This window comes from Streptomyces sp. NPDC046866, assembly GCF_040704625.1.
Taxonomy (GTDB): domain Bacteria; phylum Actinomycetota; class Actinomycetes; order Streptomycetales; family Streptomycetaceae; genus Streptomyces.
Genome location: NZ_JBEYXN010000024.1, coordinates 96,155 through 118,100 on the forward strand (window position 1 = coordinate 96,155; position 21,946 = coordinate 118,100).

Annotated in this window: 16 protein-coding genes; 8 read left to right on the plus strand and 8 right to left on the minus strand. The window is 73.6% G+C overall.

The annotated features are described in order from the left end of the window. Positions 1 to 232 precede the first annotated feature (232 nt). The gene (locus AB0953_RS28510) at positions 233 to 1,639 is read left to right on the plus strand and encodes a nucleobase:cation symporter-2 family protein (protein WP_366862439.1); all 1,407 of its coding nucleotides are present in this window, start codon (positions 233 to 235) and stop codon (positions 1,637 to 1,639) included. Between the two features lie 8 nt (positions 1,640 to 1,647). After that, complete coding sequence (locus AB0953_RS28515; RefSeq protein WP_366862440.1) at positions 1,648 to 2,349, plus strand: helix-turn-helix transcriptional regulator; 702 nt, start codon at positions 1,648 to 1,650, stop codon at positions 2,347 to 2,349. Between the two features lie 18 nt (positions 2,350 to 2,367). On the opposite strand, the gene argJ is transcribed toward AB0953_RS28515, so the two are convergent. The 4 genes from argJ to AB0953_RS28535 form a co-directional block, all read right to left on the minus strand. Next, on the minus strand, positions 2,368 to 3,537 hold the full coding sequence (gene argJ, locus AB0953_RS28520) for a bifunctional glutamate N-acetyltransferase/amino-acid acetyltransferase ArgJ (RefSeq protein WP_366862441.1): 1,170 nt from the start codon (positions 3,535 to 3,537) through the stop codon (positions 2,368 to 2,370). A gap of 151 nt (positions 3,538 to 3,688) precedes the next feature. Then, the gene (locus tag AB0953_RS28525; RefSeq protein ID WP_366862442.1) at positions 3,689 to 4,387 is read right to left on the minus strand and encodes an AfsR/SARP family transcriptional regulator; all 699 of its coding nucleotides are present in this window, start codon (positions 4,385 to 4,387) and stop codon (positions 3,689 to 3,691) included. Between the two features lie 188 nt (positions 4,388 to 4,575). After that, the gene (locus AB0953_RS28530) at positions 4,576 to 6,159 is read right to left on the minus strand and encodes an ABC transporter substrate-binding protein (RefSeq protein ID WP_366862443.1); all 1,584 of its coding nucleotides are present in this window, start codon (positions 6,157 to 6,159) and stop codon (positions 4,576 to 4,578) included. A gap of 226 nt (positions 6,160 to 6,385) precedes the next feature. Further along, the gene (locus AB0953_RS28535; protein ID WP_366862444.1) at positions 6,386 to 8,032 is read right to left on the minus strand and encodes a penicillin-binding transpeptidase domain-containing protein; all 1,647 of its coding nucleotides are present in this window, start codon (positions 8,030 to 8,032) and stop codon (positions 6,386 to 6,388) included. Positions 8,033 to 8,264: 232 nt separating this feature from the next. On the opposite strand from AB0953_RS28535, the gene AB0953_RS28540 reads away from it, so the two are divergent. Then, positions 8,265 to 10,088: a CocE/NonD family hydrolase gene (locus AB0953_RS28540; protein ID WP_366862445.1), complete on the plus strand. Its 1,824-nt coding sequence runs from the start codon at positions 8,265 to 8,267 to the stop codon at positions 10,086 to 10,088. Between the two features lie 94 nt (positions 10,089 to 10,182). On the opposite strand, the gene AB0953_RS28545 is transcribed toward AB0953_RS28540, so the two are convergent. Genes AB0953_RS28545 through AB0953_RS28560 form a run of 4 tightly spaced genes read right to left on the minus strand, consistent with a single transcriptional unit; the run spans position 10,183 to position 15,258 of the window. Next, entirely contained in the window at positions 10,183 to 11,538 is a 1,356-nt protein-coding gene (locus AB0953_RS28545; protein ID WP_366862446.1) for an MFS transporter, read from the minus strand. Further along, positions 11,535 to 12,545 (minus strand): GNAT family N-acetyltransferase, encoded by a 1,011-nt coding sequence (locus AB0953_RS28550; RefSeq protein WP_366862447.1) that lies wholly within the window; start codon positions 12,543 to 12,545, stop codon positions 11,535 to 11,537. The genes AB0953_RS28545 and AB0953_RS28550 overlap by 4 nt, the downstream gene beginning before the upstream one ends. After that, complete coding sequence (locus AB0953_RS28555; RefSeq protein ID WP_366862448.1) at positions 12,542 to 14,170, minus strand: ABC transporter substrate-binding protein; 1,629 nt, start codon at positions 14,168 to 14,170, stop codon at positions 12,542 to 12,544. The genes AB0953_RS28550 and AB0953_RS28555 overlap by 4 nt, the downstream gene beginning before the upstream one ends. After that, positions 14,167 to 15,258 carry a GNAT family N-acetyltransferase gene (locus tag AB0953_RS28560; RefSeq protein WP_366862449.1) on the minus strand — a complete coding sequence of 364 codons (1,092 nt, stop codon included), beginning with the start codon at positions 15,256 to 15,258 and terminating at the stop codon, positions 14,167 to 14,169. The genes AB0953_RS28555 and AB0953_RS28560 overlap by 4 nt, the downstream gene beginning before the upstream one ends. 134 nt (positions 15,259 to 15,392) lie before the next feature. On the opposite strand from AB0953_RS28560, the gene AB0953_RS28565 reads away from it, so the two are divergent. The 5 genes from AB0953_RS28565 to cs1 are packed head-to-tail and all read left to right on the plus strand — an operon-like array spanning position 15,393 to position 21,888. Next, complete coding sequence (locus AB0953_RS28565; protein ID WP_366862450.1) at positions 15,393 to 17,114, plus strand: thiamine pyrophosphate-binding protein; 1,722 nt, start codon at positions 15,393 to 15,395, stop codon at positions 17,112 to 17,114. A gap of 1 nt (position 17,115) precedes the next feature. Continuing rightward, positions 17,116 to 18,654, plus strand: a complete 1,539-nt coding sequence (locus tag AB0953_RS28570; RefSeq protein ID WP_366862451.1) for an asparagine synthase-related protein — start codon at positions 17,116 to 17,118, stop codon at positions 18,652 to 18,654. Continuing rightward, positions 18,651 to 19,937, plus strand: a complete 1,287-nt coding sequence (locus tag AB0953_RS28575; protein ID WP_366862452.1) for an ATP-grasp domain-containing protein — start codon at positions 18,651 to 18,653, stop codon at positions 19,935 to 19,937. The genes AB0953_RS28570 and AB0953_RS28575 overlap by 4 nt, the downstream gene beginning before the upstream one ends. After that, positions 19,934 to 20,914, plus strand: coding sequence for an agmatinase (gene speB / locus AB0953_RS28580; RefSeq protein WP_366862453.1), 981 nt, complete (start codon positions 19,934 to 19,936; stop codon positions 20,912 to 20,914). Before AB0953_RS28575 ends, speB begins: the two co-directional genes overlap by 4 nt. After that, positions 20,911 to 21,888, plus strand: coding sequence for a clavaminate synthase Cs1 (gene cs1 / locus AB0953_RS28585; protein WP_366862454.1), 978 nt, complete (start codon positions 20,911 to 20,913; stop codon positions 21,886 to 21,888). The genes speB and cs1 overlap by 4 nt, the downstream gene beginning before the upstream one ends. Positions 21,889 to 21,946 lie beyond the last annotated feature (58 nt).

The following is a 21,946-nucleotide window of genomic DNA, read 5'->3' on the forward strand; positions in this document are numbered from 1 at the left end:
CAAGCTACTCGCCGGTTTTACTTTCAAAAACATTGTCCGCGGCCTTGCGTGTCGGTGGGTGCGTCCGCCAGGATCAGTGCCGACCGGGCCCGGAACGGCCCGCTCCGCCTCGACTACCGTCCGTGCACCGGCAATCCCGTGCCGTCGGCCGCCGGCTCCGCCCGCCCCATCCGCGCGGCCGCCCGCCCGCCTCCGAGGCCCTCTCATTCACCTACCTCAAGGCAAGGCAGAGATGGCACCACTGGCTTCGCGCCGCAGACCCCGCACGACCGAGCACCCCGTCGACGAGGTCCTCCCGCTCCCCCGGCTCGCGCTCTACGGCTTCCAGCACGTCCTCGCGTTCTACGCCGGAGCCGTCCTCGTCCCCGTCCTCCTCGGCAGCAGCCTCGGGCTCTCCCGCCAGGAGCTCGTCTACCTCATCAACGCCGACCTGGTCACGGCCGGCATCGCCACCGTGATCCAGGCCTGGGGCTTCTGGCGGATCGGCTCCCGCCTGCCCCTCGTCCAGGGCGCGACCTTCACGGCCGTGTCCCCGATGATCGCCATCGGCCAGGGCGCCGGGGGCGGCACCGCAGGCCTGCTGGTGGTGTACGGCGCCGTGATCACCGCCGGTATCGCGACCTTCCTGCTGGCCCCCTTCGCCGGCCGGCTGGCCCCGTACTTCCCGCCCGTCGTGACCGGCACCCTGCTGACCGTCATCGGCGTCACCCTCATCCCCGTCGCGCTCCAGGACGTCGGCGGCGGCGCCGGCCTCATCGGCACCCCCGCCTACGGCGACCCCTCGCACCTCGCGTACGCCGCCGGCACCCTGCTGTTCATCCTGCTCGTCTCCCGGCTCGGCGGGCCCTTCCTCGGCAGCATCGCCGTCCTGCTCGGGCTGGTCGGGGGCACCCTGGCCGCCTGGCTGCTCGGCGACGCCGACCTCGGGGCCGTCGACCAGGCGGACTGGCTCGGCGTCAGCACGCCCTTCCACTACGGCCTGCCGCACTTCTCGCTCTTCCCCGTCCTGGCCATGGTCGTCGTCATGATGATCACGGCGGTGGAGACGACCGGCGACGTGTACGCGATGGGCGAGATCACCGGACAGGACGTCGACGGCGAGACCGTCAGCCGCGCCCTGCGCGCCGACGGCGTCTCGACCGTGCTGGGCGGCATTTTCAACTCCTTCCCGTACGTGGCCTTCGCCGAGAACATCGGCCTCGTCCGCATCACCCGCGTCACCAGCCGGTTCGTCGTGGTCGCGGCGGGGATCTTCATGATCGCGCTGGGGCTCGTGCCCAAGGCGGGCGCGGTCGTCGCCTCGATCCCGCACCCGGTGCTCGGCGGCGCGGCCGTCGCGATGTTCGGCATGGTCGCCACGGTCGGCATCCAGATCCTCGCCCGGGTCGACCTCAAGGAGGAGCGCAACGCCCTGATCCTGGCGGTCAGCCTCGGCGCCGCCATGCTGCCGACCGTCGTCGGCCCGTTCTTCGAGCGGATGCCCGTCGAACTGCGGGCGGTCCTCGGCAGCGGGATCACCCTCGGCAGCCTCACGGCCGTCCTGCTCAACCTGTTCTTCCACGGGTTCACCGCCCGCGGGTCCCGCGACGAGATCGACTGGGACGCCCTCGCCGAACCGGACGCCCCGGCGACCCGGTGACCGCGGGCATGCACCCGGATCCCGACCTCCCCCCGTTCTCCCCGGCCGAGGCCCGGGCCGCCCGGCAGCGCATCGGCCTGACCCCGCAGCAGGTGGCGGGGCAGCTCACCCAACTGGGCCTGCCCTGCGGACCCCAGACGGTCCTGGCCTGGGAGTCGGGTGCGGCGGCCCCCTCGGAGACCGACCTCTTCGCCCTCGCCGACGCCCTGTGGTGCCCGGTCGCGGTGCTCATGGCACTGCGGCCCGGGACCCTGCGCGAGCACCGCCTGGCGCGGCAGTTCACCCGGGAGCGGCTCGCGGTGCGCATCGGGATGGCGGCCGAGGACTACGCCCGGGCCGAGGCCGGCCGGCCCTGGCCCGGCTCGGACCACCAGACCCTGCTGCTGGCCGACGCGCTGGGCCTGGCCCCGGACGCCCTGTACCGCATCCTCGACCGCGACGGGGAGTTCCTCACCCTGCTGCGCGCCGCGGTGGAGGGCCGCTGGAAGCAGTACGCCGTCCCGCTGGCCCGGCTCACCGGGGCCGCGCCGGAGGAGGTGGCCGCGGTGCTGCGCACCCTGCACCAGGAGTTCGCCCGGTTCAACGAGCGCTACCTCGGCCACCTCGTGGCCCGCAGCGGCGACGCGCGCCTGCGCGAGGTCGCCGCGGACCGTGCGGCCTGGCTGCGGGCCCTGCCGGAGCGCTTCCGCCGGCTGACCGGCCCGGGGTGACGCGCGGCCGGGCCGGGCTCAGGTGGTGTACTCCGCGTTCAGGCGGACGTACCCCTCGGTCAGGTCGCAGCCGTAGACGGTGAAGGAGCCGTCGGCGATGCCCAGGTCGATCCCGATCACGACCTCGTCGGCGGCCTTCAGGTAGTCGGCGACCTCGGCGCGCCGGGCCTGCTCGTCCCCGGCCGGCGGGTAGACCTCGACCGCGCCGAAGGAGACGCGGACGCGGTCGGGCGCGATGTCCGTGTCCTCCTGGCACTTGCCGACGGCCATCACGACGCGGCCCCAGTTGGGGTCGGCGCCGTGCACCGCGGTCTTCACCAGGGGCGAGTTGACCACGGCCTTGCCGACCCGCTTGGCCTGGGCGTCGTCGCGGGCCCCGGTGACCTCCACCTGGATCAGGGTGGACGCGCCCTCGCCGTCCGAGGCGATCATCTTCACCAGGGCCAGCGCGACCTCGCGCAGGGCCGCTTCGAAGGCCTGCGGGTCCACCGGGCCGGCCAGGCCGTTGGCGAAGACGGCGGCGCTGTCGGAGGTGGAGGTGTCGGTGTCGATGGACACCGCGTTGAAGGTCACGTCCATCACCCGCTTGAAGGCGGCGGTCAGCCACGCCCCGTCGAGCTCGGCGTCGGTCACGAAGAAGGTGAGCAGGGTGGCCATGTCGGGCTCGATCATCCCGACGCCCTTCGCGATGCCGGTCAGCACGGCGTCGCCGACGCGTACGGACACGCACTTGGGCCGGGTGTCGGTGGTCATGATGGCCCGCGCGGCGGCGTCCATCCCGGCCGCCGGCTGCCCGGGCGGCCAGGCCAGGCCTTCGAGGTGGCCGAGGATCGACGGCAGCGGGTACTGCACGCCGATCACCCCGGTGGAGGCGATGAGGAGTTCGGCGGGGTCGATCCCGACGGCCCGGGCGGCCGCGTCGCGGACCGCGGCGGCGTTGCGGGCGCCCTGCGCGCCCGTGGCCACGTTGGCGTTGCGGGCCACGACCACGACGCCGCGGGCCGAGCCGTCGGCGACGGCCTCGCGCGAGAGCAGCACCGACGGCCCGGCGAACAGGGAGCGGGTGAAGACACCCGCGGTCTTCGCGGGCACCTCGGAGGCGATGATGCACAGGTCGTCGCGGCCGTCGTCGGCGATCCCGACCGGCGCGGTGTGGACGACGAAGCCCTTGGGCAGTGCGTGCGTCACGGCAGTCCTTCCCTCGAACGGATCCGCAGCGGATTCCCCTAAGTCGCATCAGTATGCGTGATCTTGGAAATCTATGCAATGTCGGTCGAAAAGCGGGCCGGTACGGGTACGTCCGTACCGGCCCGCCGGGCCCCGGGGGCCGGAGCGGCGGCTACGCCGCGATCTGGAGCTGCTGCGCCAGGATCGACTGCATCGTCTCGCGCAGCCGGCGCCCCGGCATGATGCCGATCTCGTCCATCAGCGTCCGCTTGGCCTGGTGGAACACGTTCAGCGCGTCGGCCTGGCGGTCGGCGCCGTAGTACGCGTGCATGAGCGCCACGTAGAGGTCCTCGCGCAGCGGATCCCCGGCGATCAGCCCGTCCAGGCGGGCGATCGCCTCCTCGTTCCGGCCGAGCCTGATGTCCAGCCGGGCCCGCTGCTCCAGCGCGGCGAGCCGCTCCCGGTCGAGCCCGTCGGCGCGGGCCCGCAGCCGGGCGGAGGTGATGTTGGCGAGGGCCTGCCCCTTCCACAGGGCCAGGGCCTCGTCCAGGCGGTCGGAGGCCTCCCGGTGCCGGCCGGCCTGGGCCGCCTCCTTCGACTCCCGGACCATGTCGCGGAAGACGTACACGTCCACCCGGCCCGCCGGGACGTGGAGCTGGTAGCCGAGGGCGTGGGAGGCGAGGATCTCCCGCCCCACACCCACCCCCTCGAAGGCGGTGCGAATCATCCATGCGCTGTTCTGCAGCTGTCCGGAGACCGTCTTCGGGGGATCCGCGTCCCACGAATCCTCGACGATCGACTCCTTCGTCACCATCTGTCCCGCCTGCAGGGCGAGACTGGCCAGGAACTTCAACTGGCGCTGGCCCTGCACCGGAACCCGGGCTTCTGCATTGAAGGCGGTTACGGGCCCGAGGAGCCGGACCGTCACGCGCGTCGCAGTATCGATGTCATCCCCCTGATCATCGTATTCCCGCACCCGCAAGCGACTTTTGGTCGAAAAGTCGTCTTCCGGATGACTTGACCAGGTTATTACTCAAGATCCTCTTTCGCAAACGGGGATCAGCCGCCCAGCGAGAGCACTGCATAGTCGTACATTCCGTACACCTGGGACATGCGCACGTTGGCGGTCCGACTCCCCCTGACCACCACGGACTTGACGTACATGTAGGGGCACATGACGGCCGCCTCCATCGCCGCCCGGTCCACGGCCGCCCACAGGGCCTCCCGGGCCCGCGCGTCGAAGGTCCGGGCCCCCTCGTCGAGCAGGGCGTCGATCTCCCGGGACGCCAGTTCCCCCAGGTTCTGGTTCCCGGCCTCCTTGATCGCACGGGAGTCCGCGATCTGCTGGAGGTAGCCGAAGCCGTCCGGGAAGTCCGCCGCCCAGCCGAACATCACGATGCCGATGCCGTGCTCCCTCAGGTACGCCGGAACACCCGCGGTCTCGGTGAAGTAGCCGCCCGAGGCGAACGGCACCACCTCCGCCTCGATGCCGACGCGGGCCAGGCCCCGGGACAGGGCGAGCGCAGCGTTCCACTCCTTGCGCCGGTCCTCGCGCGCCGCGATCCGGGTGCGGAAGCCGTCCGGGAGCCCGGCCAGCTCCAACTCCCGCCGGGCCGCCTCGAGATCGCCCGTGGCCTGCCGGCCCACCGGGTACCGGTCGTGGGGCTCGTGGCCCGGTACCGTGGGCGGCAGGAGCGTGGTGGCGATGTCCCCGGCCGGCTCCCCGCCGTACGCCGCGCGCATCGCCGCCTTGTCCGTCGCGTACTGCACCGCGCGCCGCGCGTGGACGTCCCGCAGCGGCCCGACGTTCTGGTTGATGCAGTACAGCCACACGAACCCGGTGTGGGGGTTGTCCACGCCCGCCCGGGCCGCCGGATCGGCCAGCAGCCGGTCCTGGGTCTCCGGCTGCACGCCGACCCCGGCCAGGTCGATGTCGGCCTCCCCCGCCAGCAGCATCCGGTCCACCTCGGGGCCCGACACCCCCAGCCTGACGGTCACCGCGTCGGGCAGCGCCGTGCGGACGGGGTCGCTCTCGCGGACCCAGTGCGGGTTGCGCGCCAGGGCGAGGCGGTCCCCGGGCACGTACTCCTCGATCAGGTACGGGCCCGAGGAGACCGGCCGCCACCGGTACTCCGGATAGCTGTCGGCCCGCTGCGGCACCGGGATCGTGGTGGGCAGCGCGGCCAGGTAGTCGAAGCCCGCGAACGGCTCCTTCAGCCGGAACACCACGGTGTGCTCGTCCGGCGTACCGATGCCCTCCGGTCCCGTCAGGTACTGGCGGAAGTAGGCGGGGCCCCCGCGGGCCACCGCGCCCGGGTAGACCTCCTCGGGGAAGTTGGCGCGCAGGACGGCGTAGCGGACGTCCTGCGAGGTGACGGGGGTGCCGTCCTCGAAGCGGACGCCCTCGCGCAGCCGGTAGGTCCAGGTCCGGCCGCCGTCGGACGGCTCGCCGAGCGAGACGGCGAGGTCGGGCACCGGCTGCGGCCGGCCGTCCTGTCCGGTCCCGTAGCCCACCAGGGGCCGGCCGAGGAGGCGGATGAAGTTCCAGGTGTACGCGTAGTACGTGTCGGCGGGGTCGAGGGAGTCGAAGTCGTCGGTGCGGACGAAGCGGAGCGTTCCGCCCGTGCTGTCCGACGGGTTCACGGTCCCGTGCGACGCGGCGTCGAAAACCACAGGGTCTCAGTCCCAACTCTGGTGCGGGCAGTGCGTTCTTGGCGGATGCGGGCAAGGGCCCGATGCGGTGGCGTGTGCGTGCGGCGCGCGGGTGCGCCGGGTGCGTCCCGGCGCGCGGGTGCGCCGGGTGCGTCCCGGCGCGCGGGTGCGCCGGGTGCGTCCCGGCGCGCGGGTGCGCCGGGTGCGTGCGGCGCGGTCAGCGCAGGGCCGCGAGGAACCGGGCGGCGACCGGGCCGGCGTCCTTGCCGCCCGAGCCGCCGTCCTCGATCAGGACGGCCCAGGCCACGTCCCGGTCGCCGAGGTAGCCGATCATCCAGGCGTGCGTCTGCGGCGGCTCGGCCTCGCCGTACTCGGCCGTGCCGGTCTTGGCGTGCGCCGTGCCCGGTACGTCCTTCAGCGCGGCCGCGGCCCCGTGGGTGACGCTGGCGCGCATCATCTCCCGCAGGCCCTCGGCCACGTGCGCCTCCAGGGCCGGGGCGGTGTGCCGGTTCCTGACGTGGTCCGGCACGAGGACGGGCTGCTTGAAGGCGCCCTCCTTCACCGTGGCCGCCATGGAGGCCATCACCAGCGGCGACGCCTGGATCCGGGCCTGCCCGATGGTGCCGGCGGCGAGCTCGTTGTCCGAGGCGGGCAGCGGGACCGAACCGTCGTAGGAGACGGCCCCGATGTCCCAGGGGCCGCCGATCCCGAAGGCCTTGGCGGTCTCCGGCAGGGCCGGCCCGGCCACCTTGCGGCGGGCCTCGACGAAGAAGGTGTTGCAGGACTTGGCGAAGGAGTCCCGCAGGAGCGAGCCCTCCGGCAGGACGAACCGGTTCTGGTTCTCGAAGCGCTGCCCGTCCACGGAGGCGAACTCGGGGCACGCCGCCGGGTCCCCCGGCTTCATGCCCGCCTTCAGCAGCGCCGCGGCCGTGACGACCTTGAAGGTCGAACCGGGCGGATAGCGGCCCTCCAGGGCCCTGTTCATCCCGCCGGGCCGGTTCGCGGCGGCGAGGACGGCGCCGGTGCGCGGGTCGACCGCGACGATCGAGGCGTTCTTGTCCAGGCCTTCCAGGGCGTCCGAGGCGGCCCGCTGCACCTTCTGGTCGATCGTCGTGCGGACGTCCTCGCCCTTGCCGGACGGGCCGCCCGTCAGCGGCGTGACCACGGCGCCCGACCGGCGGTCGGCGATGACCACGGACTTGCCGTACGGGGCCCCGCCGGACAGCTCCTTCTGGTAGCGGGCCTGGAGCCCCGAGACGCCCTTGCCGTGCTCGTCGACCGCCCCGGTGAGGGAGGCGGCCTCCAGCGGCGCGCCGTCCTTGTCGAGGATCCGGCCGCGACCGGTGTTCGCCGCGAGGGCGAGGGTCTGCCCGGCCTCCATCCGCGGGTGCACCACGGGCGCGGAGAACTGCACCCTCCAGGTGCCGGATCCGTCCTCGACGAGCCTCGCCCGCGAGTCGTAGGCCAGTTCCCCGGCCCCCGCGGTGTGCAGGGAGACCTTGAACGGCACCGTGACGGCGCCCTTCCCGTCCTTCGACGCGCGGTCGCGGTCCGCGGTGATCACGGCCTTCACCGGCGCGGTGTTCTTCATCACCGACTCGAGCAGCGAGCGGGCGCCGTCCGGCGAGTCGGTCAGGTCTGCCGCGTCCCCGGGCCGGTTGGCCGCCCACGCGTCGAGGAACTCCTGGAGCCGTCCGGCAGCGGCCGCCACGTCCTCGTCCTGCGCCGGCGGTGAGAGGAAGCGGTGGCCCGCGTACGCGCCCGCGCCGAGCACGGCTGCGGCCGCCACGGCCGCGCCGGCGCGCCTGCCCCGGCCCGTTCTGCGGCGGGAGGGGACGTTCTGGTCAACCGCACGATCAGACATGTCGGTCAGATTAGGCAGGGGCCGTCTCCGGGCTCTCTCGCCGATCTCCCGGCGCTCTCCCGGCCCGCCGGGCACTTGATCTCGTACCGCGGAACGTGTTGGGGTGGCTGCACCGCGAACCGCCCGCCTGCGTGCGGGGGTTCGTCGGCCGGTCGCCCGTGCGGCCCGGCCGGGCCGACCGACCCGGCTCCGCCGCGCGACCCCCGTCCCAGCCTCTACCGAGAGCGCATCCATGCACATCGCACGACGTACCGTCGTGTTCACCGCAGCCGTTGCCTCCCTGCTCACCGGAACGCCGGCCATGGCGTACGCACAGCAGGCACAGGCAACGCAGCCGGTGCACGACTTCAGCAAGGCCATCCGCGAGACCGTGTTCGTGACCACGGACACGGACACCGACGGCGACGGCCGCAAGGACAAGGTCCGGGTCCAGGTGATCCGCCCGGACACGCCCCGCAAGGTCCCGGCGATCATCGAGGCCTCCCCGTACCACGGCGGCTTCGCCAAGGCCGACTTCCACCCCGCCGATGTCACCGGCACTCCCCGGCTGGCCCCCTGGGCCCCGGGCGAGGCCGCCAAGGACGTCGACCAGTACCCGCCGTACTGGGACAACTACTTCGTCTCGCGCGGCTACGCCACCCTCGCGGTCTCCACGCTCGGCACCGGCGGCTCCACCGGCTGCCCCGGCACGGTGTCCCCCGAGGAGGTCAAGGCGATGACGAAGGTGGTGGACTGGCTGAACGGCCGGGCCGGCGCCACCACGGCCGTCGACGACAGCGGCACCGAGGCCAGGGCCACCGGCTGGTCCACCGGCACCGCCGCGATGACCGGCACCAGCTACAAGGGCACCCTGGCGCTGGCCACCGCAACCACCGGCGTGCGCGGCCTGAAGACCGTGGTGCCGATGCTGCCGGTGTCCGACTGGTACGACTACTACCGCGCGAACGGCGGGAACGTCGGCCCCAAGGGCTACCCGGGCAACGACGCCGACATGCACGTGAAGCTCGTCCTGACCCGCGACCGGCCCGAGGCCTGCGCCCGCGCGGTCGCGGACGTGCAGGCCCGCATGGGACACGAGAACGGGGACCTCAACGCCTTCTGGCGGGAGCGCGACTTCCGCTCGCGCACCGACCGGATCCGCGCCTCGGTCTTCCTCGTGGCCGGCCTGAACGACTGGAACGTGCGCCCCAAGCAGAGCCTCGACCTGTGGTCGGGCCTCCAGCGCTCGGGGGTGAAGTCCCGGCTGTGGCTCACGCAGGGCCAGCACGACGACCCGCTGGACATCCGCCGCCAGGCCTGGCTGGACTCGGTCCACAAGTGGTTCGACCAGGAGCTGATGGGCCTGCGCTCCGGGGCCGACGCCGAACCGCGGGTGCAGGTCCAGCGCCCGTCGGGGGCGTGGGACGCGTACCGCGAGTGGCCCGCCCGCGGCGCGCTCGACCGGACGCTGAAGCTCGGCTCCCTGCACGGCCCGCAGGCGCGCGGCTGGACGGACGACCCGGCGCGCAGCGGCGACCAGCTGGCCGCGGCCCCGGAGGGCGAGGACCCGGCGCGGCTCGCGTACCTGACCGAGCCGCTGAAGGAGGCCGCGCGGATCTCCGGCACCCCGAGGATCACCGTGCGGGCCGGGGTCGACGGCCCCTCCCCGTACCTGTCGGCGTTCCTCGTCGACTACGGTCCGGCGAACTACCCGGTGAAGCTGAACGCCGGCCAGGAGAACTGGTGCTTCGGCGACAGTGCGCCGGGCAACACCGGGTGCCGTCCGCTGAAGGAGTTCAGCCGCGAGGACAGGCCGTTCAAGATCATCACCCGTGGGTGGACGGACGTCCGCAACCGCACCAGCCCCGCCTGGCAGAGCCCGGTCGAGCCGGGCAAGGCGTACACGTTCCGCTGGGACCTGGAGCCGACCGAGCACATCGTCCCGGCGGGCCACCGCATCGGGATCGTCCTCACCTCGACCGACCGCGACCACACCCTGCGGTACCCGGCGGGCACGCGCGTGACGCTCGACCCGGGGGCCTCGGCGCTCACCCTGCCCCTGGCCTCCGCCCGCTAGCGGAGACGTGAAAAGGGCCGTCCCGGCACTCCACCGGGGGTTGTGGAAGTGCCGGGACGGCCTTGCTCCCCGTCCTGGTCCGGACCGGGGAGGCTCACCGCGGGGACGACGCCACGACGTCCTGCGCGGTGCCGCCCACGCTAGGCTCCGCTCCTCTCTCCGGACTCTCCGTCCGGTTCTCGGAGAGCCGCAGCAGCAGCACCCAGGCGCAGGCGGCCGCGCCGCCGCCCGCGAGGACGACATCGGCCGGGTCCGCGATGCGGGTGGCGGCGGAGGCCAGGGCCGCGCCGAGCGGGATCATCCCCCACACCAGGGTGCGCATCGTGGCGTTGACCCGGCCGAGCAGCTCCGGCGGGGTCACCGACTGGCGCAGGCTGATCTGGGCCACGTTGTAGACCACCGCTCCGGCGCCCACGCCGAACAGCGCGAGCGCGGTGGCCCAGACCGGGACGCGGCCGGTGAAGCCGGCGAGGACGGCGAAGGGGGCGGGCAGCATCAGCCCGGCGGTGATGGACCGGCCGGCCCCGAGCCGCTGCGCGAGGCGGCGTACGGCGAACGAGCCGGCCAGGCCGCCCGTGCCGAGGGCGGCCATGACCGCGCCGGCGGCCGTGCGGGACAGGCCGTGGCCGAGCATCAGGGCGAGCAGCAGGGCGGCCGCCGCGGACCAGGCCGCGTTGAACAGGCCGGTCGCGGCGGCGATGCGGCGCAGGGTGGGGTGGGCCGCGACGAAGCGGAGGCCTTCGGCGACGTCCCGCCGGACTCCGGCTCGTGCCGCCGCCGGGTTGGGGTTCGGGGCCGCTGCGCGGAGCTCCTCCCCGCCCCGCCCTTTCTCCGTGTCCCGGGGCTGCGCCCCGGAGCCCCCTCGCCTCAATCGCCGGCGGGGCTGGAGGGGGCGGGGCTTGATGGTGGGCAGCAGGCAGGCGGCCGACACAACATAGGCGAGGGTGGAGAAGGCGAAGCCGAGCGGGGCGGCGCGCCAGGCCAGGGCGCCGGCGAGCACCGGGCCGAGGACGGCCGCGGCGGACTCCGCCGCGGACAGCCGGGCGTTGCCCGCGACGAGGTCCCGGGCGGGCAGCAGCGCGGGCACCGCCGACTGGGCGGCGACGTCGAAGAACACCGACGCCACCCCGACGGTGAACGCGGCCGCGTACAGCAGCCCCAGCTCGAGCCGGCCCGCGGCCCAGGCCACGGCCACGCACAGGGCGGTGGCGCAGCGCACCGCGTCCGCGGCGAGCAGGACGCGGACCTTGCGGCAGCGGTCGACCCAGGATCCGGCGGGCAGCCCGACCAGCAGGAACCCGGCGGTCTGCACCGCCATCAGCGCCGCAGCCTCGGCCGCCGAGGCCCCGCAGGCGGCCAGTGCGGTCAGCGGGAAGGCGGTCTGCGCGATCCGGAAGCCGAACTGGGAGGCGGTGTGGGCGGCGAGGAGCCGCCCGAACTCGGGGGTCATCGCGCGGTGCTCAGCTCCCAGGCCCACCGGGTGCCGGCCGGCACGAAGCCGAAGTCGGCGTTGACGCGCAGCATGTGCGCGTTGCCGGAGGCGTTCCAGGTGTCGACGTGGGCCAGCTCGCTCTCCGCGGCGCGGGCCCGGGCGAGGTTGTGGGCCTTCACCTGGCGGCCGAGCCCGCGGCCGCGGTGCGCGGGGTCCACGATGGTGATCGCCTGGAGGGCGTTGTCCGGGTTGGCGCGGGTCATCGACAGCGCCGTCCAGGCGGCCATCCGCCCGGTGGCGTCGTCGAGGATCGCGCACTGGTGGGCGCGCCGGCCGCGGGTGATCCGCATCCGCTCGAAGTCCCGGATGCGGGAGATCGCCGCGGGCTGCGGCTCCCATCCCGGGTCGCCGGTCGGGGCGGCGGCCGAGAGGGCGGCCTCGAGCCGGGCGGCCTGCTCCACCAGGTCCTCGGGGACCTCGCTGCCCCAGTACCGGACGGACATCGCCTCCGGCAGCGGCTGCGGCAACGGCGCGCGTGCGACGTCGAGGCGCAGGTGGTCGAGGGTCCACGCCGGCCGCGCGCCGACGGCCGCGGCCAGGTGGTGCGCCGGGGCGGTGCCGGGGCCGCCGTCCGGCCCCGCGGGGCCGGAGTCGGCGGTGAAGAGGATCCGCGAGCGCTGCGCCGCCTCGGCCCGCTCCCGTACGAACTCCACCAGGCGGCGCCCGGCGCCCTGCCGGCGCAGGGCCGGGTGGACGGCGAGGACGGCCGCGGTGACCGCCTCGGTGTTCTCCTCCTGCGGGAACTCCAGGCGTACGGAGGCCGCGCACCGCCCGGATGCGTCGCGCCCCGCCCACTCCTCGACCCTGGTGGCCGGGGGCGGGACCATCAGCGAGCCGCCGAAGTCGGCGAAGCAGGGCGCGGGCAGCTGCGGCGTGTCGGCCCGGTGGACGAGGGTGCGCAGCTCGAAGACGTCGTCGACGGCGCTGCGGTCGGCCGGGTCGAGGGGGGTGAGGTCGAGGTTCATCGCAGTACTCCCATGGCCTGGATGTCGTAGAGGCCGAAGGCGGGGTGGACGTAGACGTTGGTCAGGGCGGGGTGGCGGTAGTGCAGCGTCCGGTCGTGGGCCATCGGCAGCATGACGGCGCGGTCCATCACGGCCTTCTCGATCCGGCGCCAGACCGCTCGGCGGGCCGCGGCCCCGGTCGTGGTGCAGGCCTCGTCGATGAGGGTGCGCACCAGCGGGTCGTCGAGTTCGGCGAAGTTGAAGTTGCCGCCGCCCTGCTTGATCTGCCGGCCGTCGACCAGCGGGGCCAGGAAGCCGTACTCGGTGGGGTAGTCGGCTCCCCAGTCGGTGACGCCGAGGCCGAGGCCGAGCCTGCGGACGGTCTGCGGGCTGCCCAGGCCGGTGCGGTAGTAGGAGGCGGTGTCGAGGACCTCCACCCGGGCCCGGATGCCGACGCGGGCCAGGCTGGTGACGAGGGTGCGGGCGACCAGCTCGAACTTGCCGGGCTGGGTGGCGATCACGGTCTCGAAGCCGTCGGGCAGTCCGGCCGCGGCGAGTTCGGCGCGTGCCGCGTCCAGGTCGCCGGTGAGGCGGGGCCCCGAAGGGTAGCGGTCCTGGCTGCTGTGCGCGGGCAGGTTGGGCGGGATCAGGCCGGTCGCGAGGGAGCCGCCGACGCCGTCCCCGCCGCGGGCGTCCAGCAGTGCGGCCTTGTCGGCGGCGTAGAAGACGGCGCGGCGGGCGTGCAGGTTGTCGAAGGGCGGGACGGCGGTCTGCACGGTGATGTACTGCAGGAAGCCGGTGGCCGGGTTGTCGGCCTGGGCCCGCAGCGCCGGGTCGGCGAGGATCCGGTCGCGCGCCGCGTGCTGGATGCCGCGGCCCTCCACGTCCACGTGGAACTCGCCGGCGAGGAGGCGGTCGTCCATCTCGTTGGCCTCGACCCCGAAGGCCACGGTCATCTCGTCGGGCAGGGCGGGCCGGACGGGGTCGGTGCTCCGCTCCCAGGCGCTGTTGCGCACCAGGTGCAGCAGGCGGCCGGGCTCGTAGCGGTGGATCCGGTACGGGCCGGAGCAGACCGGCCGCGCCCCGTACGCCTCGCGGGTGTCGCGGTGCTCGGGGACGGGAGCCGTGTTCGGCTGGGCCATCAGGTAGTCGAAGTCGGCGAAGGGCCGCCTGAGGCGGAAGCGGACGGTGTGGTCGTCGGGCCGCTCGACCGCCGGGCAGCGCTGCCCCTCGTAGGGCCCGCGGTAGCCGCCGTGGTCGAGGAGGTCGGTGAGGTACGTGGGGCCGCCGGGCAGGACGTGCTGGGCGAAGACCCGCTCCACGGCGTACGCGACGTCGTGGGAGGTGATCTCCTCGCCGGTCTCGAAGCGGATGCCCCGCTTGAGCCGGTAGGTCCAGGTCAGCCCGTCGGCGGAGACCTCGCCCGGCCCTTCGGCGAGGTCGGGGACGACCTCCGCCCGCTCCGGGTCGGTGCCGAAGGCCATCAGGGTGCGGTTCAGGGCGCGCTGCAGCAGCCAGGACCACACGTAGTAGGTGCGGGCGGGGTCGAGGGAGTCGACGTCGGCGGAGGCGACCATCTCCAGCCGCCCTCCGCGCCGGGTGGACGGGTTGACCACCGCTCCGATCGCCGCGTTCCAGCCGGTCATGCGGGGAGCTCCTTGACGTAGAGGTACTGGCGGGAGAGGGCGCAGCCTCGGGAGGCCTTGGCCTGCGTGGAGCCGATGCCGTAGTGCACGCGGCGCACGCCGGCCGCCGGTGCCCGGTCGGCGACGGTGTAGTAGAGGAGCTCGTAGTACAGCGGCAGCCTGGCCCGGGCCTGGGCGGCGTAGTCGAAGCCGGCGCGGTGGGCGAACCAGTCCTCGCCGTGGGCCAGGATCAGCCCGAAGCCGGCGATCTCGCCGTCGAGGACGGCCTTGGAGACCAGCGCCCGCTCGCCCAGCTGCCGGTGGGCGGCCTCGAGGACCGCCTCCGAGCGGCGCGGGTCCCAGCCGGCCATGCCGTACTTGGCGAAGAGCTGCGTCTCGAGCGCGGCGAGGCGGGGGATGTCGGCCGGGTCGAGCGGGGCGAGGGTGATCTCGGCCCCGCAGGCCTCGATGCGGCGGCGCTCGGACCGCACCCGGCGGGAGCGGGCCGCCGGCAGGCTCATCGCGTAGTCGGTGAAGTCCCGCCCCGGCAGGGTGAGCGTGGCGAACTCCCCCGAGACGTGCGAGGTGTAGCCGCGCTCGGCGAGGACCTGCTGCTGGAGGGTGTCGCGGGAGTCCACGTACGGGAAGCACACGGAGCGGCAGCCCTCTGCGGCGGCGGTGCGCTCGGCCCGCTCCAGCACCAGGTGGGCGGTGTCGGCGTCGGCGCCCGGGCCGAGCAGCAGCCGGGTGCGGCCCAGGTGGCGGCCGCCCAGCATCATCGAGGGCATCAGCCGGTCGAGGTCGCCGAAGGCGGCCGACACCTCCGCGGCCCCCGCCATCGCCTCGGCCGCGCAGTGCGCGATCAGCAGGTCGGTGCGGCCGAGGGACCAGGGCGATTCCCCGGTCGCCAGCACCAGCGGGAGCCCGGCGAGCAGTTCACCGCCGGCGCGGGCGGTGAGGTACCGCATCCGGGCGCCGGACGAGTCGTGCAGCACCCGCATCCAGGGCGGGGTGAGGAAGAAGTCCTCCGCGCCCGCCAGCGCCTCCCAGCCGACGTCCCGCGCCTGCTCGGGAGTTGGCCAGTCATCTACCACAACATCTGTTCTCACGCATGGATCCTGGTCCGCTCCGCTCTTTGGTCACTCTCCGTCCGCTCCCGGATACCGGGACGAGAGCCCGAAAAGAGATCGGCAGCCCAAGGTGGGCCCGCCCCACCGAAATTCGGACAGGAGACTGGTTTCACATGTCCCGCGTATCCACCGGCCCCAGCGAGCACCCGACCGCGGCCCACGCTCTTCTCAAGCGCCTCAAGGAGCACGGCGTCGAGAAGGTGTTCGGCGTCGTCGGCCGCGAGGCGGCCTCCATCCTGTTCGACGAGCAGGACGGCGTGGAGTTCATCCTCACCCGCCACGAGTTCACCGCCGGTGTCGCCGCCGACGTCCTGGCGCGCATCACCGGCCGCCCGCAGGCCTGCTGGGCGACGCTGGGCCCGGGCATGACCAACCTGTCGACCGGCATGGCCACGTCCATGCTGGACCGCTCCCCCGTCATCGCGCTGGCGGCCCAGTCCGAGTCGCACGACATCTTCCCGAACGACACCCACCAGTGCCTCGACCTGGTGAAGATCGCCGAGCCGATGACGAAGTACGCCGTCGAGCTGGAGCGCCCGGCGGAGATCACCGACCTGGTGGACTCCGCGGTCTTCGCCGCCATGACGGAGCCGGTCGGCCCCTCGTTCATCTCCCTGCCCGTCGACCTCCTCGGCTCCTCCGAGGGCATCGACATCACCCAGGACCACGGCCCGGCCCGGACCCCCGGGAAGCCGATCGGCGCGGTGCAGCCCGGCTGGGAGTCGGCCGCCGACCAAGCCGCCGCGATGGTCAAGGACGCGAAGAACCCGGTGTTCGTGGTCGGCGCCGCCGCCATCCGCGCCGGTGCCGTCCCGGCCCTCCGCGCCCTCGCCGAGCGCCTGAACATCCCGGTCATCACCACGTACATCGCCAAGGGCGTGCTCCCGCACGGCCACGAGCTGAACTACGGCGCGGTCACCGGCTACATGGACGGCATCCTGTCGTTCCCGGCGCTGGAGACCCTCTTCGGCCCCGCCGACGTCATCCTGACCATCGGCTACGACTACGCCGAGGACCTGCGCCCCTCGATGTGGGAGCGCGGCATCGAGAAGAAGACCGTCCGCATCTCCCCCACCGCCAACCCGGTTCCGCGGATCTACCGCCCGGACGTCGACGTCGTCACCGACGTCCTCGCCTTCGTGCAGCACCTGGACGCCGCCACCGGCGACCTCGCCGCGAAGGACCGCCACGACATCGCGCCGCTGCGCGAGCGCATCGCCGAGTTCCTGGCGGACCCCAAGCACTACGAGGACGGCATGCGCGTCCACCAGGTGATGGACTCCATGAACACCGTCATGGCCGAGATCGCCGAGCCGGGCGAGGGCACGATCGTGTCCGACATCGGCTTCTTCCGCCACTACGGCGTGCTGTTCGCCCGCGCCGACCAGCCGTTCGGCTTCCTGACCTCGGCCGGCTGCTCCAGCTTCGGCTACGGCATCCCGGCCGCGATCGGCGCCCAGATGGCCCGCCCGGACCAGCCGACCTTCCTCATCGCGGGCGACGGCGGCTTCCACTCCAACAGCGCGGACCTGGAGACCATCGCCCGCCTGAACCTGCCGATCGTCACGGTCGTCGTCAACAACGACACCAACGGCCTGATCGAGCTGTACCAGAACATCGGCCACCACCGCAGCCACGACCCGGCCGTGAAGTTCACCGGCGTGGACTTCGTCCAGCTGGCGCAGGCCAACGGCGTGGAGGCGACCAAGGCCTCGACCCGCGAGGAGCTGCTGGCCGCCCTGCGCAAGGGTGCCGAGCTGGGCCGCCCGTACCTCATCGAGGTCCCGGTCAACTACGACTTCAGCGCCGGCGGCTTCGGGGCGCTGAAGGTCTGACATGGCTGAGCAGGCATTCCCTGCCGCCTACGGCTTCCTGGTCTCTGCCCGCACGGGCGGGGACCAGGGCCCCACGGCGGCCTTCGCAACGCGGGGCCGGCACACCCGTACCACCGGGCGCCTGCGCTCCCTGACCGTCGAGGCGACCCTGGTCCACCCGGGCGCCTCCGCCGACGGCGCGGTCGCGCACGGCGCCGACGCGGCCCTGTGGCTCGCCGGCGAGCTCTACAACCGCGACGAGATCCGCTCCGTCCCCACCTCCTCCGCCGGGGCGGACGCCTCCGACGCCGAACTGGTCCTGGGCCTGTTCGAGACGTACGGGCTGCACGCCTTCCGGCTGCTCAACGGCCGGTACGCGGCGGTGCTCTGCCAGGAGCAGCGCGTCCTGCTCGCCACCGACCACGCCGGCTCCGTACCGCTGTACACCCGGCCCGTTCCCGGCCACGTGCTGGCCGCGACCGAGGCCAAGGTGCTCGCCGCGCCCTCCGACGGCCAGCTCGGCTTCCCGATCTCGGGGGCCCGGCGGATCCGCCGGCTGCCCGGCCTGTACCAGGTGCCGGCCGGCACCGTCCTGGAGATCGACATCGCCTCGGGCTCGGTGCTCGCCCACCCGACGTGGGTGCCGCCGGTGTCCCGGCGCATCGTCGACGAGGACACGGCCGTCGAGCAGGTCCGCACCGCGCTGCGCACGGCGGTCGAGCGCCGCCTGGCCGGCACGGAGCGCCCGCTGGTGGTGCTCTCCGGCGGCATCGACTCCTCCGGGGTCGCGGCCCTCGCCGACGCGGCCGTGGCCGGCCCGCTCGACACGCTCTCCATGGGCACCGACACCTCCGACGAGTTCCCCCAGGCCAGGGTGGTCGCCGACCACCTGGGCTCGGAGCACCGGGAGATCACCATCCCGGTGGCGGAGCTGCTGGCGCAGCTGCCGCACACGATCCACGCCGCCGAGTCCCTGGACCCTGACGTGATCGAGTACCTGCTGCCGCTCACCGCCCTCTACCGGAGCCTGGACGGTCCGGCCCGGCGCGTGCTGACCGGGTACGGGGCCGACATCCCGCTCGGCGGCATGCACCGCGAGGACCGGCTGCCGAAGCTCGACACGGCCGTCGCCCACGACATGGCCACCTTCGACGGGCTGAACGAGATGAGCCCGGTGCTTTCGACGGCGGCCGGGCACTGGTCCACCCACCCGTACTGGGACCGCGAGGTGCTGGACCTGCTGACCGGCCTGGAGGCCGGGCTCAAGCGCCGGTACGGCCGGGACAAGTGGGTGCTGCGGGCCGCCATGGCGGAGCTGCTGCCGGCCGAGACCGTGAACCGGCCCAAGCTGGGCGTCCACGAGGGGTCCGGGACCACGTCCGCGTTCTCGCTGCTCCTGCTGGACGCGGGGGTCGGCGAGGCCGACGTGGCCAATGCCAAGACGCTGGTGGTCCAGGAGCTGTTCGACCGGATCGTCGTCGCCGGCGAGGACCCCGGCCAGGTCCCCGTCGCCGAGGTGGTCTCGCTCGTCGCCGCGCACTTCAAGGGGCTGCGGGCATGAGCGCGAGCGCGTACACCGGCTTCGCGGGCAGGCGGCTGGCCCTGGTGGAGTCCATGCTCCACGCCGCCTTCTACGACGGCATCCAGGCGGCCCGCGCCCACGGCGCCGAGATCTGGCTGCTGGTCCAGGGCGAGGACTGGTACACCGGCGGGCGCCCGTTCGGCGAGCACCCGCTGTCGCAGGTGGACCGGGTCCTGCACGTCGACACCCACGACTGGCGGGCCATCGCCGCCGCGCTCACCGACGGCTCCGGCGCCCCGCTGGTCGACGGCGTGATGTCGTTCTCCGACTACCACACCGAGGCCACGGCCCGGGCGGCCGAGCACCTGGGCCTGCCCTCGCAGGGGCTGGAGGCCGTACGGGCCGCCAACCACAAGCACCTGCTGCGCGCCGCCCTCGACGGGGACCCGGCCAACCTGCGGTGGCGTCTGGTGACCGAGGAGGCGGAGCTCGAGGAGGCGCTCGCGCACGTCGGGCTGCCCTGCATCGCCAAGCCGCCGTCCGAGGCGATCAGCTACGGGGTGCGCAAGTGCACCACGGCGGCCGAGGCGGCCGCCGCCTGGCAGGAGCTGTCGGCCGTCCGGACGTCCCTGCGCGGCCAGCCGCGCCCCGGCCACGTCCTGTTCGAGGAGTACGCGAGCGGGTTCGAGGTCTCGGTGGAGTCGATGACCGCGGGCGGGACCACCCACTTCTTCGGCGCCACCTCCAAGGACCTGCACCGCACCACGCTGCTGGAGGAGGGCCACTCCTTCCCGCTGGCGCTGGATCCGGGCACCTGGGAGGAGGTCCGCGGCTGCGTGGACCGGGCGCTCAAGGCGATCGGCTACCGGCAGGGTCCGGCGCACACCGAGGTGATGGTGACCGCGGACGGCCCGCGGATCGTCGAGGTCAACCCGCGGCTGCCCGCGCACATGATCTCCACGATGGTGACCGACGTGTGCGGCACCAACCCGCACCTGGACGCCAAGCTGCTGGCCCTCGGCGGTACCCCGCAGCCGGGCCTGCCCGGTGGCGGGCCCGCCGGCGGCGCCGCCGTCCACGTGCTCTTCCCCGAGGAGCCCGGCGAGTTCACCGGTATCCGCGGCGTCCCGGAGGCCGAGTCCCTCGGCGCCCGCGTGCACCTGCACGCCGAGCCCGGCGACCGGGTCGCGACCCGCCTGGACAACTCCGCCTCGGTCGGCTTCGTGTACGCGCACGGCGCCGACGCGGCGGCGGCCCTGGCCACGGTCCGCGCGGCGGCCGCCCTCATCCGCATCGACACACGGAAGGAAGGACGGCGATGACCGAGGCCCCGCGGACCGGTCCGCAGCGGATCGACTCGCACATCTCCCCCCGGTATGCCCAGCTCCCCACCTTCATGCGCCTGCCGCTGGACCGGGAGCCCAGGGGCAACGACGTCGTGGTGGTCGGCGCGCCGTACGACGGCGGCACCAGCTACCGCCCCGGCGCCCGGTTCGGGCCCCGGGAGATCCGCGCCGAGTCGGGCCTGATCCACGGCGTCGGCATCGACCGGGGTCCGGGCGTCTTCGACCTGATCAAGTGCGTGGACGCCGGCGACATCGACCTGACGCCGTTCAACCAGCACATCGCGATGGAGACCGCGCAGCGGCACCTGACCGGCCTGCTCAAGGACAACGCGGCCTTCCTGATGCTGGGCGGCGACCACTCGCTGACCCTGGCGGCGCTGCGCGCGGTGCACGAGCAGCACGGGCCGGTGGCCGTGGTCCACCTGGACGCGCACTCCGACACCAACCCGGCCATGATCGGCGGCGAGTTCCACCACGGGACCCCCTTCCGGCACGGCATCGAGGAGGGCCTGATCCGGCCGGAGGCCATGGTCCAGCTCGGCATCCGGGGCCACAACCCCAAGCCGGACAGCCTCGACTACGCGCGCGGCCACGGCGTCCGCATCGTGACGGCGGACGAGTTCGCCGAGCTGGGGGCCACCGGCGCGGCCCGGCTGATCCGGGAGCGGGTCGGCGACCTGCCGGTCTACGTCTCCGTCGACATCGACGTGGTGGACCCGGCCTTCGCCCCCGGCACCGGTACGCCGGCCCCCGGCGGCCCGTCCTCCCGCGAGGTCCTGGCGCTGCTGCGGACGATCGGCGACCTCAACCCGATCGGCTTCGACGTGATGGAGGTCTCGCCGCTCTACGACCACGCCGGGATCACGTCGGTCCTGGCCACCGAGATCGGCGCGGAGCTGCTGTTCCAGTACGCCCGCGCCCACCAGAAGAAGGAGAAGGAGAACAGGACATGACGATCATCGACGTGACCGCACACCGGGAGGCTCTCCTCGACCTGGCGTCGAAGCTCCCCGACGTACCGCGCGCCGACCTGTACCAGTTCCTGGAGGTGGCCGGGAAGCTCTCCGCCGAGCTGCCGCAGGAGATCGCGGACGCGCTGGACGCCTTCGACCGGGGCGGCAACGAGGACGGCTACCTGGTGCTGCGCGGCCTGCCCGTCGAGGCCGACGACGACCTGCCGGCCACGCCGACGAGCACCCCGGCACCGGTGGAACGCGGCCGCCTGAACATGGAGGCCTTCCTCGCCCTGTTCGGCCGCCGCCTCGGCCTGCACACCGGGTACGCGGAGCTGCGTTCGGGCACCGTCTACCACGACGTCTACCCGTCGCCGGGCGCCCACCACCTGTCGTCGGAGACCAGCGAGACGCTGCTGGAGTTCCACACGGAGATGGCGTACCACACCCTTCAGCCGAACTACGTGATGCTTGCGTGCTCCCGCGCGGACCACGAGCGCACCGCGAAGACCCTGGTCGGCTCGGTCCGCAAGGCGGTCAAGCTCCTCGACGCGGAGACGGTCGACCGCCTGTACGACAACAAGCAGCCGTGCGAGGTCGACGTGGCCTTCCGCGGCGGCGTCGAGGACCCGGGCGCCATCGCCAACGTCAAGCCGCTGTACGGCGACCGCGAGGACCCGCTGCTCGGCTACGACCGCGAGCTGCTGAAGCCGAACCGGGGCGCGGACGCCGAGGCCGTCGCCAGGCTCTCCGACGCGCTGGACGAGGTCACCGAGGCCGTCTCCCTGGTCCCGGGCGACGTGCTGATCATCGACAACTTCCGCACCACGCACGCCCGGACCCCCTTCACCCCGCGCTGGGACGGCAAGGACCGCTGGCTGCACCGCGTCTACATCCGCACGGACTCCCACGGCCAGCTGCCCACGGGCGAGGAGCGCGCGGGCGACGTCGTGGTCTTCACCCCGCGCCGCTGACGCACCCCGCCTGACCACCGCATGACCACGGGCCGCGCCCGCCCCGCCCGGGGGCGCG

Excerpts from the sequence above, each read along its gene's own strand:
- AB0953_RS28510 (WP_366862439.1), top strand. The coding sequence starts at position 233 with ATGGCACCACTGGCTTCGCGCCGCAGACCCCGCACGACCGAGCACCCC.
- AB0953_RS28515 (WP_366862440.1), top strand. The coding sequence starts at position 1,648 with ATGCACCCGGATCCCGACCTCCCCCCGTTCTCCCCGGCCGAGGCCCGG.
- AB0953_RS28535 (WP_366862444.1), bottom strand. The coding sequence starts at position 8,032 with ATGTCTGATCGTGCGGTTGACCAGAACGTCCCCTCCCGCCGCAGAACG.
- AB0953_RS28540 (WP_366862445.1), top strand. The coding sequence starts at position 8,265 with ATGCACATCGCACGACGTACCGTCGTGTTCACCGCAGCCGTTGCCTCC.
- AB0953_RS28545 (WP_366862446.1), bottom strand. The coding sequence starts at position 11,538 with ATGACCCCCGAGTTCGGGCGGCTCCTCGCCGCCCACACCGCCTCCCAG.
- AB0953_RS28550 (WP_366862447.1), bottom strand. The coding sequence starts at position 12,545 with ATGAACCTCGACCTCACCCCCCTCGACCCGGCCGACCGCAGCGCCGTC.
- AB0953_RS28555 (WP_366862448.1), bottom strand. The coding sequence starts at position 14,170 with ATGACCGGCTGGAACGCGGCGATCGGAGCGGTGGTCAACCCGTCCACC.
- AB0953_RS28565 (WP_366862450.1), top strand. The coding sequence starts at position 15,393 with ATGTCCCGCGTATCCACCGGCCCCAGCGAGCACCCGACCGCGGCCCAC.
- AB0953_RS28570 (WP_366862451.1), top strand. The coding sequence starts at position 17,116 with ATGGCTGAGCAGGCATTCCCTGCCGCCTACGGCTTCCTGGTCTCTGCC.
- AB0953_RS28575 (WP_366862452.1), top strand. The coding sequence starts at position 18,651 with ATGAGCGCGAGCGCGTACACCGGCTTCGCGGGCAGGCGGCTGGCCCTG.
- speB (WP_366862453.1), top strand. The coding sequence starts at position 19,934 with ATGACCGAGGCCCCGCGGACCGGTCCGCAGCGGATCGACTCGCACATC.
- cs1 (WP_366862454.1), top strand. The coding sequence starts at position 20,911 with ATGACGATCATCGACGTGACCGCACACCGGGAGGCTCTCCTCGACCTG.